Origin of the sequence: Collinsella aerofaciens, assembly GCF_028206795.1 — a bacterium.
GTDB lineage: Bacteria > Actinomycetota > Coriobacteriia > Coriobacteriales > Coriobacteriaceae > Collinsella > Collinsella aerofaciens_AX.
Genome location: NZ_JAQLFJ010000005.1, coordinates 165,624 through 178,569 on the forward strand (window position 1 = coordinate 165,624; position 12,946 = coordinate 178,569).

Annotated in this window: 12 protein-coding genes and 3 pseudogenes; 8 read left to right on the plus strand and 7 right to left on the minus strand. The window is 55.5% G+C overall.

What is annotated here, in order from left to right:
• Nucleotides 1-680 (plus strand): SIR2 family NAD-dependent protein deacylase (locus PMX70_RS04930; protein WP_271743069.1); only part of this gene is annotated, 680 nt, incomplete at its 5' end.
• A gap of 83 nt (nucleotides 681-763) precedes the next feature.
• Here the strand turns inward: PMX70_RS04930 and PMX70_RS04935 are convergent.
• Nucleotides 764-1,324 (minus strand): TetR/AcrR family transcriptional regulator, encoded by a 561-nt coding sequence (locus PMX70_RS04935; protein WP_055252681.1) that lies wholly within the window; start codon nucleotides 1,322-1,324, stop codon nucleotides 764-766.
• Between the two features lie 143 nt (nucleotides 1,325-1,467).
• On the opposite strand from PMX70_RS04935, the gene PMX70_RS04940 reads away from it, so the two are divergent.
• From PMX70_RS04940 to PMX70_RS04955, 4 genes are all read left to right on the plus strand, one after another.
• Nucleotides 1,468-1,668 carry a hypothetical protein gene (locus tag PMX70_RS04940; protein ID WP_055252679.1) on the plus strand — a complete coding sequence of 67 codons (201 nt, stop codon included), beginning with the start codon at nucleotides 1,468-1,470 and terminating at the stop codon, nucleotides 1,666-1,668.
• The gene (locus PMX70_RS04945) at nucleotides 1,665-2,354 is read left to right on the plus strand and encodes a radical SAM mobile pair protein A (protein WP_055252677.1); all 690 of its coding nucleotides are present in this window, start codon (nucleotides 1,665-1,667) and stop codon (nucleotides 2,352-2,354) included. The genes PMX70_RS04940 and PMX70_RS04945 overlap by 4 nt, the downstream gene beginning before the upstream one ends.
• Complete coding sequence (locus tag PMX70_RS04950; RefSeq protein ID WP_055252675.1) at nucleotides 2,342-3,250, plus strand: radical SAM mobile pair protein B; 909 nt, start codon at nucleotides 2,342-2,344, stop codon at nucleotides 3,248-3,250. Before PMX70_RS04945 ends, PMX70_RS04950 begins: the two co-directional genes overlap by 13 nt.
• 199 nt (nucleotides 3,251-3,449) lie before the next feature.
• Complete coding sequence (locus PMX70_RS04955; RefSeq protein ID WP_271743070.1) at nucleotides 3,450-4,196, plus strand: SIR2 family NAD-dependent protein deacylase; 747 nt, start codon at nucleotides 3,450-3,452, stop codon at nucleotides 4,194-4,196.
• Nucleotides 4,197-4,357: 161 nt separating this feature from the next.
• On the opposite strand, the pseudogene tnpA reads toward PMX70_RS04955, so the two are convergent.
• Nucleotides 4,358-4,804 (minus strand): annotated as a pseudogene (tnpA, locus tag PMX70_RS04960) (IS200/IS605 family transposase); the annotation flags it as partial.
• Nucleotides 4,805-5,438: 634 nt separating this feature from the next.
• Between tnpA and PMX70_RS04965 the strand changes: the two are divergent.
• The 3 genes and pseudogenes from PMX70_RS04965 to PMX70_RS04975 all read left to right on the plus strand — a co-directional run.
• Complete coding sequence (locus tag PMX70_RS04965; RefSeq protein WP_271743071.1) at nucleotides 5,439-9,266, plus strand: N-6 DNA methylase; 3,828 nt, start codon at nucleotides 5,439-5,441, stop codon at nucleotides 9,264-9,266.
• A gap of 37 nt (nucleotides 9,267-9,303) precedes the next feature.
• On the plus strand, nucleotides 9,304-10,296 hold the full coding sequence (xerA, locus tag PMX70_RS04970) for a site-specific tyrosine recombinase/integron integrase (RefSeq protein WP_117583305.1): 993 nt from the start codon (nucleotides 9,304-9,306) through the stop codon (nucleotides 10,294-10,296).
• A gap of 57 nt (nucleotides 10,297-10,353) precedes the next feature.
• Nucleotides 10,354-10,896: pseudogene (locus tag PMX70_RS04975) on the plus strand (restriction endonuclease subunit S); the annotation flags it as partial.
• 26 nt (nucleotides 10,897-10,922) lie between these two features.
• Here the strand turns inward: PMX70_RS04975 and PMX70_RS04980 are convergent.
• From PMX70_RS04980 to PMX70_RS05000, 5 genes and pseudogenes are all read right to left on the minus strand, one after another.
• Nucleotides 10,923-11,285 (minus strand): hypothetical protein, encoded by a 363-nt coding sequence (locus PMX70_RS04980; protein ID WP_117583307.1) that lies wholly within the window; start codon nucleotides 11,283-11,285, stop codon nucleotides 10,923-10,925.
• A gap of 58 nt (nucleotides 11,286-11,343) precedes the next feature.
• Nucleotides 11,344-11,514, minus strand: a pseudogene (locus PMX70_RS04985) (IS30 family transposase); the annotation flags it as partial.
• The gene (locus PMX70_RS04990; protein WP_118095097.1) at nucleotides 11,514-11,846 is read right to left on the minus strand and encodes a nucleotidyl transferase AbiEii/AbiGii toxin family protein; all 333 of its coding nucleotides are present in this window, start codon (nucleotides 11,844-11,846) and stop codon (nucleotides 11,514-11,516) included. The gene PMX70_RS04990 and the pseudogene PMX70_RS04985, both read right to left, overlap by 1 nt.
• 12 nt (nucleotides 11,847-11,858) lie before the next feature.
• Nucleotides 11,859-12,224, minus strand: coding sequence for a hypothetical protein (locus PMX70_RS04995; RefSeq protein ID WP_271743072.1), 366 nt, complete (start codon nucleotides 12,222-12,224; stop codon nucleotides 11,859-11,861).
• Between the two features lie 48 nt (nucleotides 12,225-12,272).
• Complete coding sequence (locus PMX70_RS05000) at nucleotides 12,273-12,482, minus strand: type IV toxin-antitoxin system AbiEi family antitoxin domain-containing protein (protein WP_158567726.1); 210 nt, start codon at nucleotides 12,480-12,482, stop codon at nucleotides 12,273-12,275.
• Nucleotides 12,483-12,946 lie beyond the last annotated feature (464 nt).

Genomic DNA, 12,946 nt, shown 5'->3' on the forward strand with positions numbered 1-12,946 from the left:
TCAAGAGCCTTTTCGACGGCTTCTACCACCTCTACCCCAGCCTCGAGCAGCGATGGGCATACTATGCGCGATACATCGACTTCATGCTGCGCGAGCCGACCTCGCAGCCCTATCTCGACCTACGGTCCCTCATCGGCCATAAGGACTACTTCATCCTGAGCACCAATGTGGACACCCAAGTCGAGAAGACGTTTCCCACCGAGAGGATCTGCAACTATCAGGGAAGCTTCGCGCACCTTCAGTGCAAGCAGCCATGCTGCGACGAGCTCTTCGACGCGAGCCCCTACGTCGAGCGCATGCTCGCGGGCATGGCGGGGTTCGAGGTCCTCAGCGAGGATGTCCCCCGATGCCCGCACTGCGGCTGGCAGCTTGTGCCGTGGGTGCGCGACGACACGTTTCTGCAGGGTGCGGCCTGGCGCGAGAGCCTCGGACGATACGAGCGCTTCGTGCGCGAGCGCAGCGATCGCCGCGTGCTGTTGCTGGAGCTCGGCGTGGGCGAGATGACCCCCGGCATCATCACGCTCCCGTTCTGGAGCATGACCGCGAAGCTGCCGGATGCGCACCTTTTGAGCGTAAACATCTCGGGCGGCTCGGCTCCGCTGCAGCTCGGAAGCAAGGCAGGGGCGATCCAGGCCGATTTGGGCGCCCTGCTCTCGGTGGCGCGGGCAGGTGGCGAGTAACGCGGAGCGGTAGACGCGCAATGAGGTTTTAGCCGCAGCCTCCGAACGAGAGGGCTCGGAGGCTGGTATTCCTGAATCGCAGGTCACGATGGGTTATCGGAATCGCGAAGAGCGGATACCGCCAGTAAGCCCCCTTCGGAATAGGCGTTGAGCAGCTCCTGGGCATGGGCGAACTCGGGGCCTCGTCTCCAGCCGAGCAGGCGGTTGACGGCCAGATCGCCCTGGACGTTGTGGACGAAGAGCAGGAAGGCGTCTTCGCGTGAAAGCCCTGTTTTCTCCATGACCCAGGGAACCATCTGCTCCGCTCCGCGTTCTATGACGCGCTGGGCTACGCGAGCGTATGAGTCGCTGTCCGAATAAAGCAGGCGATAATCGTCGTCTGCCGACGGACGCTGGCAAAGCGTTGCCGATTCAACCCCCTCAAGCGGGGGAGCCGCTGCCAATGCCTCGTCGATAAGCGCATCGAGCAGCGCGTACTTATCCTCGCAATGCAGATAGAACGTTCCCCGGTTGATCTCGGCGCGGCGGCAGATGTCCGCCACCGTCATCTTCGCGAAGCCGACCTCGGCCAGCAGCGCGAAGAACGCCTCCTGTATGACCGAGAGGGTGTAGCGCCGCCGGCGGTCGATCTTGGTTTCTCCCATCGCCTCTCCAATCTGAGTCGTTTGACAATGTCCAGTAGCTGTTCGTTTATCGACAGGTGCACGCGTTTGTTCATTGCCCCTGCGAAAATCAACAAGGATACTGTTTATAGACACCTGTTTTTTATAGCTGAAAGGGAGCACGGATGACCCTGTGCGAGAAGCTCGGCATCGGGCTTGTCAGCCGATCGTTTTCCCATCGGGCCGTCTATCGAAACGGCGGCACGTCATACGATTTGAGCGATTGCGAGCCTGCTGCTTGCAAGCAAGATATCGAGGCTTTTGCCCGCAAGGTGGGGAAGGCTGATTGCGTGTTTACGGGAGAGGCAGGTAGGCAGGCGTTATGAGCATCTGCATCAAAAATCAGATTCAGAATATGAATATCGTCATCGGCTGCACGGTGGGGTGTCCATATTGCTATGCCCGTAACAATGTGAAACGTTGGCATATGATTGACGACTTCGCTGATCCTGCGTTCTTCCCGAGCAAGCTCAAGATGATGGAAAAGAAACGCCCGCAGAACTTTCTCCTTACCGGCATGAGCGATCTCTCCGGGTGGAAGCTGGAATGGCGAGACGAGGTATTTGCAAAGATCCATGAGAATCCACAGCATCAGTTCCTGTTCCTGACCAAGAGACCCGATTTGCTGGATTTAGATACCGACCTGGAAAACGCATGGTTCGGCGTTACGGTGACGAGGAAAGCGGAGCTGTGGCGTATCGACGCCCTTCGGAAAAACGTCAAAGCAAATCACTTCTTCGTTACTTTTGAGCCGCTATTCGACGATCCCGGTACGGTCGACCTTTCCGGAATCAACTGGATCGTCGTCGGTACCATGACCGGGGCGCAGAGCAGGAAGGTTCATACGGAACCGGAGTGGGCATGGTCTTTGACGGACCAGGCGCACGCGCTTGGCATTCCAATGTTTATGAAGGAAGACCTCGTCTCTGTCATAGGGGACGAAAACATGATTCAGGAATTGCCGGAAGAATTCGAAAGAGTGCTGGAGGTGCAGAGAACATGGCGGAAGTGATCGATGGAATCCTCATCAATGAGGTGGAAGCAAAGAACATCATGACCAAGTCCAGCCTGCCGGTAGGCGGCTACTCGGTCAATCCCTATGTAGGCTGCACGCATGCCTGCAAGTATTGCTATGCCTCCTTTATGAAGCGCTTTACCGGACACAAGGAGGAATGGGGCACCTTTCTTGATGTGAAGCATTGGCCGGAAATCAAGAATCCGAAGAAATACGCTGGACAGCGGGTGGTTATCGGTTCTGTGACGGATGGCTACAATCCACAGGAGGAGCGATTCGGGAATACCAGGAAACTCCTGGAGCAGCTGATTGGCAGCGATGCAGATATTCTGATCTGCACAAAGTCCGATCTTGTGGTACGGGATATCGATCTGCTGAAGAGGCTTGGACGAGTGACCGTTTCATGGTCGATCAACACGCTGGATGAGAACTTCAAGAACGATATGGACTCCGCGTCGAGCATCGAGCGTCGTATCGCTGCTATGAAGCAGGTGTATGACGAAGGTATCCGTACGGTCTGCTTCGTGTCCCCGGTATTTCCCGGCATCACGGATTTTGAGATGATTTTTGAGCGAGTAAAAGATCGGTGCGATTTGTTTTGGCTCGAAAATCTCAATCTTCGGGGTGGTTTCAAAAAAGCGATCCTGGATTATATCGCCGAGAAACATCCCAATCTCGTACCGCTTTACGATGAGATCTATAACAAGCGCAACCGTAGCTATTTTGAAGCGCTTGAAGTAAAAGCCGAGGAAATGGCCAAGAAGTACGATTGCCCCTTTGTGGACAACGAAATGCCTTATGGCAGAGTCCCCCAGGGGCATCCGGTGATCGTGGACTACTTCTATCACGAGGAAGTCCGAGGGTCGGATAATAGCGGAAAAAGAAATCGTTAAACGGAAACCGACGACGATTCGCTCGAGCGATTAGCGTCCACGCGTGGCTTCTGCCGATTGGCGCAACGGGCGACGGATTAAGGGATCGCTCGGGCGGATGATCCCGCTGCAGTACAGGCGGTCGCTCAATTTAGCGGCATGAGCGTTTTCGCACGGAAAACCAGTATCCCCTGTGCCGAGTTTAATCGTAGCGAATACAATGGGCACTGAGCATCAATCGAAAGTAGTCAAGAGCCTTTTCGACGGCTTCTACCACCTCTACCCCAGCCTCGAGCAGCGATGGGCATACTATGCGCGATACATCGACTTCATGCTGCGCGAGCCGACCTCGCAGCCCTATCTCGACCTACGGTCCCTCATCGGCCATAAGGACTACTTCATCCTGAGCACCAATGTGGACACCCAGGCCGAGAAGACGTTTCCCGACGAGAGAACCTGTAACTATCAGGGAAGCTTCGCGCACCTTCAGTGCAAGCAGCCATGCTGCGACGAGCTCTTCGACGCGAGCCCCTACGTCGAGCGCATGCTCGCGGGCATGGCGGGGTTCGAGGTCCTCAGCGAGGATGTCCCCCGATGCCCGCACTGCGGCTGGCAGCTTGTGCCGTGGGTGCGCGACGACACGTTTCTGCAGGGTGCGGCCTGGCGCGAGAGCCTCGGACGATACGAGCGCTTCGTGCGCGAGCTCGGTAGTAGCCACGTGCTGTTGCTGGAGCTCGGCGTGGGCGAGATGACCCCCGGCATCATCACGCTCCCGTTCTGGAGCATGACCGCAAAGCTGCCGGATACGCACCTGTTGAGCGTAAACATCTCGGGCGACTCAGCTCCGCTGCAGCTTGGAAGCAAGGCAGAGGCGATTCAGGCCGATTTGGGCGTCCTGCTCTCGGCGGCGCGGACGGGCGACGAGCAGCGCAGTTCATCGCGCCGTGTTTCATGCGTGGACGCTTAAATCAAAACCACCCCTAGAAGGGGTGGTTTGCTCTTAGGGTGTAACCCTTGGATTTCCGGCACGCGTCTAAAGGCGCCGGCCCTCACGGGGTTCGGGCCGCACTGCAGATTGACCCGTGACGGGCCGGTCAAACCGGCGCTATTTACGCCCGGCCCCCTATCGAAGGGGTCCTCGTACTCCTTGGCGCTCAGCCGGTCGAGCGCGATGTCGGCCTTCTCCTGCTCCCGGATGTACTTCGCGATCGTGGCCTCGTTCAGGCCGACGGTGGACACGCAGTGGCCCTCGGCCCAGAACTTCCTGTTGCCGAATTTGTACTTCATGTTCGCGTGCCTGTCGAATACCATCAGCGAGCTCTTCCCCTTCAGGTAGCCCATCACGCTGGACACGCTGTACTTCGGCGGTATCGCCAGCAGCATGTGGACGTGGTCGGGCATCAGGTGCCCCTCGATGACCTCTATCCCCTTGTACTGGCAGAGCTTCCTGAAGATCTCCCCAAGGTCGGACCTTATTTGGTTGTAGATGACTTTGCGCCTATACTTCGGCGTGAACACGACGTGGTACTTGCACGTCCACTTCGTGTGCGACAGGCCGTAGGCCTTCTGGGCCATACGCCACCACCGCCCTCTCGACTCGGATTCCTTGCGGCCTGAACAATCGCAAGTGTCCGGCGAGGGGGCGGCTTTGTAAAGCCGTTTGGCCCCACCCGCATAGCGGGTGGTTTCTGATGCGGCGCGCTGCGCGCCCCGCACAGGCTAAAGCCTGTAAATAAAAATACCCCCGATTCCAAGTGGAAATCGGGGGTATCTCATCGGGTGGCTTTCAAGCAGTTTGCAAAACTGCAGGTCGCAGACCTTCATTGCTAGTAGGAGAAATGAGTAGTCTCGGGTGGCTTGCCCATGAGTTGACGAATAAGTTGGAGCTTCGCCATTGGCTCAATCGCTTCGCGCGCTCGATAAACTTGTTTAGTAAAAGGCGGATCGGTCACCGATGGACGCACGACGAGAAACACGTACCTCCAGTGGTTCAAGCACGGCGCGCGTGAGGATCTCTGCAAGCAACCGCCTGGTACGCTACTGTTGCCAGCGTGGCTTAGCGGACTGGCGAATCCCGCCCCGTGCGCGTCATCATCCAATCAAATGCCCTGGCAAGCAGCAGCACCGCCAATCACACTACGTTCTTACGGCGCCCTCTGCGATAAAAGTAGCGAATTGTGTTTTCACCTCGCAGCTACGGAGACATTAGATGATTACTCTGGACAATCTTCGCGACGCACTTAGGGCTCTGTGCTACGAGCCCTCGGGCGACGGCACCGTTTATCAGAAATCCTGGGAAGAGACCAGCGCGCAAATCACGGTCGATTTTTCCAAGAAACGCATCGGCTACCCGAAAGACCTGGGGTTCAAAGTCAACAAAGACACAACTTGTAACTTTTCCGATAACGAGAACTTCGTCGTACTCGCCTGCGTAACCATGCTCCTCGACAAAGGATATCGCCCCGAATCACTTGAGCTGGAGCGCGAATGGGCCCTTGGGCACGAACAAAAGAGCGGCCGCGCTGATATCTGCATTAATGACGAGAGGGGCGACACACTCGCAATCGTCGAATGCAAGACCCCTGGAACCGAGTTCAAAAACGAATTCAAGAACATGCAGTCAGACGGAGGGCAACTCCTCTCCTATTGGCAACAAGAGCGCGCGACTCGCTGGTTGGTACTCTTTGCATGCGATTTCATCAACAACGAAATCGTGCCAGACCAGGTTTCAATTAACTGCAGCGATGACGAGAACTTCATCGCGCTCGCCAAACGCGATGACACCATTGCGCTCTACCGCGACGCCCATACAGTGGAACAGCTCCATCAAGTTTGGACGGAAACGTACAACCAACAAGTCGAGGGAAACATCCTCTTTGGCGATAGGTCGACGGCATACCACCCGATGGTTCCTCCCCTTCTCAAGAAGGACCTTGTCGACTTCAGGGCCGAAGACAGCATCGTCAACCGCTTCGAGGAAATCCTCCGCCACAACAACGTCTCCGATAAAGAGAACGCCTTCAATCGCCTTATCGCGCTCTTTATCGCGAAGCTCCAAGACGAGCTCTCGAAAATGCCAACCCAGGAGATTGAGTTCCAATACCGCCAAGGACGCGACACCTACGAAACGCTCCAGGACAGGCTCCAGAGACTCCACTCAGACGGCATGAGAAAGCTCATGCGGGAAGAGGTCCTGTACGTTCCCAACGACTACGCCGAAAACCTCATAAGCAACTATACGGGCCAGCACCGCAAGAAGCTCATCGAGGAGCTGAACGGCACGCTGCGCAAGCTCAAGTTCTATACCAACAATGACTTTGCGTTCAAAGACGTCCATAACGAGGAACTCTTTCTTCAGAACGGCAAGGTACTCGTAGAGACGGTGCAACTTCTACAGCCGTATCGCATCGTAGGAACTCAAGACATTCAATTCTTGGGCGACCTCTTCGAACAGCTCCTTAATCAGGGCTTTAAGCAAAACGAGGGCCAATTCTTCACACCTGTGCCCATCACCCGTTTTATTTGGAAGTCACTCCCACTCGACAGCATCGTGCAGGACGAGGCTGGTGCCGTGCACTATCCACGCGTTATCGATTACGCCTGTGGCGCGGGGCACTTTCTCACAGAAGGATTCGAAGAAATCTCCGACGCCGCATGCCAATATGATCCGACCATAGAGGATGACCTCGGAGACGCCGACTGGGTCAGAGACAATCTCGTCGGCATCGAGAAGGACTATCGACTCGCTCGCGTTTCCAAGGTCTCGTCCTACATGCATGGCGCAGGGCAGAGCAACGTGGTCTTCGGCGACGGACTTGAAAATTATCCCGACAAGGGAATCGACAGCCGAACCGACAGGGGACGCTTCGACATTCTTGTCGCCAATCCCCCGTACTCTGTAGCGGCCTTCAAACCGCATCTCAAGCTTCACAACAACGAACTCAAAGTGCTGGAAACCATCAGCGATAGCGGCTCGGAAATCGAGACCCTCTTTGTCGAGCGTGCGGCACAGCTTGTTCGGCCCGGAGGCTACGCCGCCATCGTCCTCCCCACCTCGATCCTCGACAAGAGCACGAGCTCGAGTTTCATGGCCGCACGCGATGTGCTTTTGAGCTCCTTCGAGATCGTCTCCATCGCCAGGTTTGGATCAGGCACATTCGCGGCCACAGGAACAAACGTCGCAATTATGTTCCTACGTCGCTTTGACGAGATCCCGCCCCGCAATGCGAACGCACTTGATTTCGTTGACGCTGTTTTTGAGCGCAGGAAGCTCACTGGCTGGAGAGACGAAAGCGCTTTCAACGCTTATCTCGGCACAATTAATGTAGACGGAGATACTTACCGGGCTTTTCTCGCAGGAGAGGCTAACTGGAACGAATGGGCAAACACTCGCCACTTCAGCGTTTATTGCCATCTTTTCGAATCATCGAAGGAGCTCAAGACCCTTCGGAAGAGCAAGACTTGGAAGGCGGCCGACAAGAACTCACGGCTCAAAGCAGAGAACGAGCTGTTCTATCGCCATGCGCACAAGGAAGAGCGCAAACGCCTGCGCGTTTGGGGTCTCATCTGCGGTGAACAGACGCTCATCATCAACTCACCTAACACGACCAAGGAAATCGCCTCTTTCCTTGGCTACAAATGGAGCAATCGCAAAGGCAACGAGGGGATACAGCCCATCGATGGTGAGGGCGTGCTCTATTCGGACAACGAATCGGACGACACGAACTCGCTAAGCGGCATCATCAGAGCATGGTTCTCCGGCGAGCAGGTTGAGCCCGGCGACCTTGCCCAGTACTACTACTATGCCAAGACCGCCGATTTCATTGACTTTGATGCCGATAAGTTCGACGAGACTCTTACGATTCCCCGCTCTTTCTACAAGCCCCGCTCGTTCGCCCAGGGCACCGTAGTCAAGACGCTTAGAGACATCACATCCTACGTTACCAACAGCGTGGCCCAGAGTTCCATCACCACCGACACTTACGTAACAACGGAAAACATGGTCAAGGACCGTGGCGGCATAACCACCTATAGTGGAGAGCTTCCGGCAAGTGCTGGCACCGCATACAAGAAGGGAGACACGCTCGTCTCCAATATTCGCCCCTATCTGCAGAAGATTTGGCTCGCAGACCGCGATGGGGCGTGCTCCAAGGACGTTTTGGTATTCCGAAGCATAAATACCGACAGCCTATTGCCCGAGTTTCTCCATCTGCTCCTGTGGCAGAAGGACTTCTTCGACTACGATATGTCCACCTTCACGGGAACCGGCAGGCCTCGCGGAGACAAGGATGAGCTGCTCAAATACCCCATCCCAGTCCCGACGCTCTCCGAGCAGAGAGCCCTCATCGACGATTTCAATCGCTTAACAGATGAAATCAATAGCAAACGACAGCAAATCGCCGCTCTCAAGGAGAGCGTCAAATCACGGTTTGTCGAGATGTTTAGAACCAAGACACACGCATCATGGCCAATCGAAACAATCGGCAACTACAGCATAGAAATGCACTACGGCACTTCAGCAAAAGCCGGCGCCGATGGCGATTATGTCTACATCCGAATGAACAATATCACCGACGACGGCATCCTTGACCTAACCGATACAAAGCGAATCACCCTAAAGGGCCAAGCTCTCGAAAATGCTACCGTCCGCTATGGCGATATGCTTTTTAATCGAACCAACAGCATTGACAAGGTTGGGAAAACTTGCGTTTTTCATCAGTCAGAGACCATGGTTATTGCTGGGTACATCGTGTGCGTAAGGTTCGCTGACCACAGCTCTGCCGAATATGTATCTGGTTACCTGAATTCAAAGGAAGGAAAGCGAGTCCTTCGTAATATAGCGAAGGGAAGTGTCCATCAGGCAAATATCAGCGCAGCAGACTTGGCCGCTATTCCCATTGCAATTCCCCCGTTGTCCCTCCAACAGGAGTTCGCCGACTTCGCTGCCGAGGCGGACAAATCGCAATTTGCACTCGAGCAAGAGGTCGACGCCCTTTCCGCAGAGCGCGACGCCCTTCTAGACCGATTCCTCGCGTGATACGTTCCTCCCATCCATATCGGGATGGGAGGAACTGATGCACACGACGATCGAAATAGCAAACGCGGTTCTCACAAAAATGCAGGCACTCGTTAGCGGCGAAGTGCTTTCGTATCTCGAGAGCGTCCTTATGAGCGAACTCAGGGGCATCGAACTTGAAGTGAACGCGCTCAGCAATGTCGAAGACGAGGCCTCAAAGTACATGGAGCGATTCCTCGCAGCCAAAACCATCGAGGGATGCTCGCCTAAGACCATCAGGTACTACAAGGCCACACTTACAAGGGCGCTCGAAGCAATCAAAAAACCAATTGTCCGGATTAGTTCAGATGACTTACGAACATACCTGAGCGAATATCCCATGGGTAATAACGCAGGGAGCATCACCGTCGACAACGTCAGGCGCATCCTGTCGTCATTCTTCTCTTGGCTTGAAGACGAGAACCATATACTCAAAAGCCCTGCACGACGCATTAAAAAGATTCGCTCAAAGAGAACGGTCAAGTCCGTATATTCTGATGAAGAACTTATAGCCCTCACAGACGCCTGTTCTTGCAAGAGGGATCTGGCAATCATCAACCTTCTTAGTTCAACAGGGATGAGAATAGGCGAACTCGTCTCGCTCAATCGAGAAGACGTTGATCTAAATCGGCGAGAGTGCATTGTACTCGGAAAGGGCAACAAAGAGAGAGTCGTCTATTTTGATGCGACTACAAAGCTGCACCTAAACAACTACCTGCAAGAACGCAGCGATAACGTCGCCGCGCTATTCTGTAGTCTCACAAAGCCGAGTTCTAGGCTGCAAGTAAGCGGAGTCGAGCTCCGCCTTCGCTCCTTGGGAACAAAAGCAGGCGTCAAACACGTCCACCCACATAAGTTCAGGAGAACGCTGGCCACCAAAGCAATTGGAAAAGGAATGCCCATCGAGCAGGTGCAGAAGCTGCTTGGCCATCAAAAGATTGATACAACGTTGATGTACGCAATGGTCGATCAGGACAACGTAAGGGACTCTCATAGAAGGTATATCTGTTAAGTCAAATCACGGTTTGTAGAGGTATTTGGCGATCCGGTCGATGGTAAAAAATGGCCTTTCGTTAGGCTTGAAGACCTCTGTACCAAGTTGGGTTCCGGAGCAACGCCACGAGGTGGCAAAACGGCATACAAGGCCGAAGGTGTTCCGCTGGTCAGAAGTACGAATGTTCACAACGGTCGTTTCGTGTGGAAGGACCTTGCTTGTATTGATGATGAACAAGCCGCAAAACTAGAAGGCGTCACGCTGATGAAGGGTGACGTGCTTCTGAATATTACTGGCGCTTCGGTTGCTCGTTCATGTCTTTTGCCAGATGAATTGGCTGGTGGACGTGTTAATCAGCATGTCTCAATTGTCAGAGTCGACCAAAAACGGATGCTGCCGGTGCTATTGAACACGGTGCTGATCAGCGATTCGTATCAGAGACTCCTGCTAAACGGCTCAAGAGCGGCTGGAGCAACAAGGGAGGCAATTACCAAAGAAGCTCTAAAGAGAATGACGGTTCCCTTGCCTCCCCTTGAGCTTCAGCAAGAGTTCGCCTCTTTCGTCGCTCAGGTCGACAAATCGCAATTTATCATCCACCAAGATCTTCACGGCTTTTGAAAAGACAGATAGTTACATGTCCAACGCTACAGAAGCCCGAGGACCGTCGCCTTTGATAGCATCTCGTAGGCTCGCGGATATGTCTCTTTGTCGCGCTCGGCCATAAATGCCCAGTTCGCCGTCACGTCAGCCGCCCTCACCATAGCCACCTTGGAGGAGTCGACATAGGAGACTGGAATCTTGGGCAGCCAGTCGCTAAATACAGGAGGGTAGGAGGTCTGCCACGTTGGGTTGAACATGCCGCAGCGCAGTTCCTCATCAACCGATTCTGCCAGGTTGTACTTTCCGTCGATCGAAGTCGAATGCTCGTCAACCACAACAGAAACTGCATCAACCTCGCTCGCGGCAATTCCCTGAAGCCTCAGCGCGTCAACGATGCCGGACTTCACGCCACGCTTTAGAGCGTAGTCAAGATACCTTTGCTTGCGCCTTTTCGAGCTTGAATTCTCAGAGCAAGTGCAACACCTCTGAGTAGTGGACCTCGTAGGGCGTCCTGAACCCCAGGCGTTTGTGGGGCCTGCGGTTGATGGCATCGTACACCCGCTCGACCTCCTCGTCCGAGACCGCAGAGAAGCCGGTCCCCTTCGGGAAGTACTCGCGCAACAGACCGTCTGTGTTTAGTCAAGCCTGATTTTCGGTTTGGGGCTGCGGTGGAAATCCTGGTCCTCTTTTGATCCAGGATTTCCACCGCAGCCCCAACCCGTAAATTGAACGCTATCAAACACAGATGCCGTCGCGAAGTCGATGTCGCGCGTGACGCGGCCGTCGGGGATGCGCGCGAGCAGCCCGCTTCCGCCCTTGAGGATGAACCGGCCGTCGGGGTTGCTGAACACCCTGCACAGGAACCGGTCGCGCAAAGCCCGACGACAGCCGTCCCCAGGGTCACCGCCCCTGTCGCGAACGACCCTCTTCAGGGCCCTGTCGAGCTGACCGCCGTTCTCGTACGTCATTCTTCCCGCCTCCTAGCTAACGAACCGCACAGGCTGTCCCCCGCCGGCATCCCGGCTTTTGCCCCCCCTCGCGTCGATTTTCTCCCTCAGCGTGCCCTCGTCTTCGACGAGGCCCCTTTCGAGCGCGTCCGCGAGCACGTTCGCGACCAGGCTCAGCTCCTCCCCGGAGTCTATCAGGTCCACCACCGTGAGCCAGGGCCTCGTCGCCGGGATGTCCGAGACGATCGCCACGTCCTTCGGGTCGAGGCGGCGCTTCCTGATGATCAGGTTCGGGCGCTTAGTCTGCTTTCTCTCGGGCGTGCAGAACTCGTAGGGCGAGGGGCTGACCTCGCCGATGCCGTAGAGCCATGCAGCCGTCCCCCCCATGGCGACGGGCACGCCCTCGCCCGCGATGTCGCCGGGGCGCCTCCCCGGGTCGATCGACAGTCAGGCCGCGAGGACGTTCTCCTCCCGCGTGCTCGGCGAGCCGCCCATGCGGTAGGCGCCCTTCGCGAGCCTCTCTATGTTGCCGAGCCCTTCCAGCCTCGAGAGCGCGCACCACTCGACGCCGAGCACCTTCGCCTGCGCAGACGTGAAGAGCCCCCTTTGGGAAGAGGCGATATCGTTGGTGGCTCGTATGGCCTCGATTAGTTTCATGCTTGCATTGTAGCAAGTATTGCAACAATGCAAGCAAATATACTCAGTTTGCGCGACGCAATTTGGCGGCATTCGAGGTTGCAGATACTGCGAAAACCGATTCTGCGTATTTATATTCCTGTTTGTTGACCCGAGCAAACGCAATTGAAAAGGGCTTGAATCCGCCATGCAGTTTCAACTCAGTTTCAGCCTTGCGGAATCGGCCTCCGGGGGACCCGAATTGTGCACTATTCCCGCAGGGCCCTATTTTCCCGTACCGCCCAGTAGGGGCATGCGGAATAATTGGGCCGTTTCCCCAGGTAGGCATGCAAAAAGGAAGCCTCAGAACCAGAAAGTTCGGAGGCCGCTGTTCCCACTATTTCGCTGGTGGCCTTGCTCTATGGCGACGCCGAAACAGCATCAGGCGGTACTCGGCAGCACCAAAATGCGAGCTCAGAAGCCAGTTCCCGCTATTCCCACTCAAT

What these genes read in the sequence shown, in the direction of transcription:
- PMX70_RS04940 (WP_055252679.1), top strand. Translation starts at nt 1,468, where the DNA reads ATGACCCTGTGCGAGAAGCTCGGCATCGGGCTTGTCAGCCGATCGTTT.
- PMX70_RS04950 (WP_055252675.1), top strand. Translation starts at nt 2,342, where the DNA reads ATGGCGGAAGTGATCGATGGAATCCTCATCAATGAGGTGGAAGCAAAG.
- PMX70_RS04965 (WP_271743071.1), top strand. Translation starts at nt 5,439, where the DNA reads ATGATTACTCTGGACAATCTTCGCGACGCACTTAGGGCTCTGTGCTAC.
- PMX70_RS04955 (WP_271743070.1), top strand. Translation starts at nt 3,450, where the DNA reads ATGGGCACTGAGCATCAATCGAAAGTAGTCAAGAGCCTTTTCGACGGC.
- PMX70_RS05000 (WP_158567726.1), bottom strand. Translation starts at nt 12,482, where the DNA reads ATGAAACTAATCGAGGCCATACGAGCCACCAACGATATCGCCTCTTCC.
- PMX70_RS04935 (WP_055252681.1), bottom strand. Translation starts at nt 1,324, where the DNA reads ATGGGAGAAACCAAGATCGACCGCCGGCGGCGCTACACCCTCTCGGTC.
- PMX70_RS04990 (WP_118095097.1), bottom strand. Translation starts at nt 11,846, where the DNA reads ATGACGTACGAGAACGGCGGTCAGCTCGACAGGGCCCTGAAGAGGGTC.
- xerA (WP_117583305.1), top strand. Translation starts at nt 9,304, where the DNA reads ATGCACACGACGATCGAAATAGCAAACGCGGTTCTCACAAAAATGCAG.
- PMX70_RS04945 (WP_055252677.1), top strand. Translation starts at nt 1,665, where the DNA reads ATGAGCATCTGCATCAAAAATCAGATTCAGAATATGAATATCGTCATC.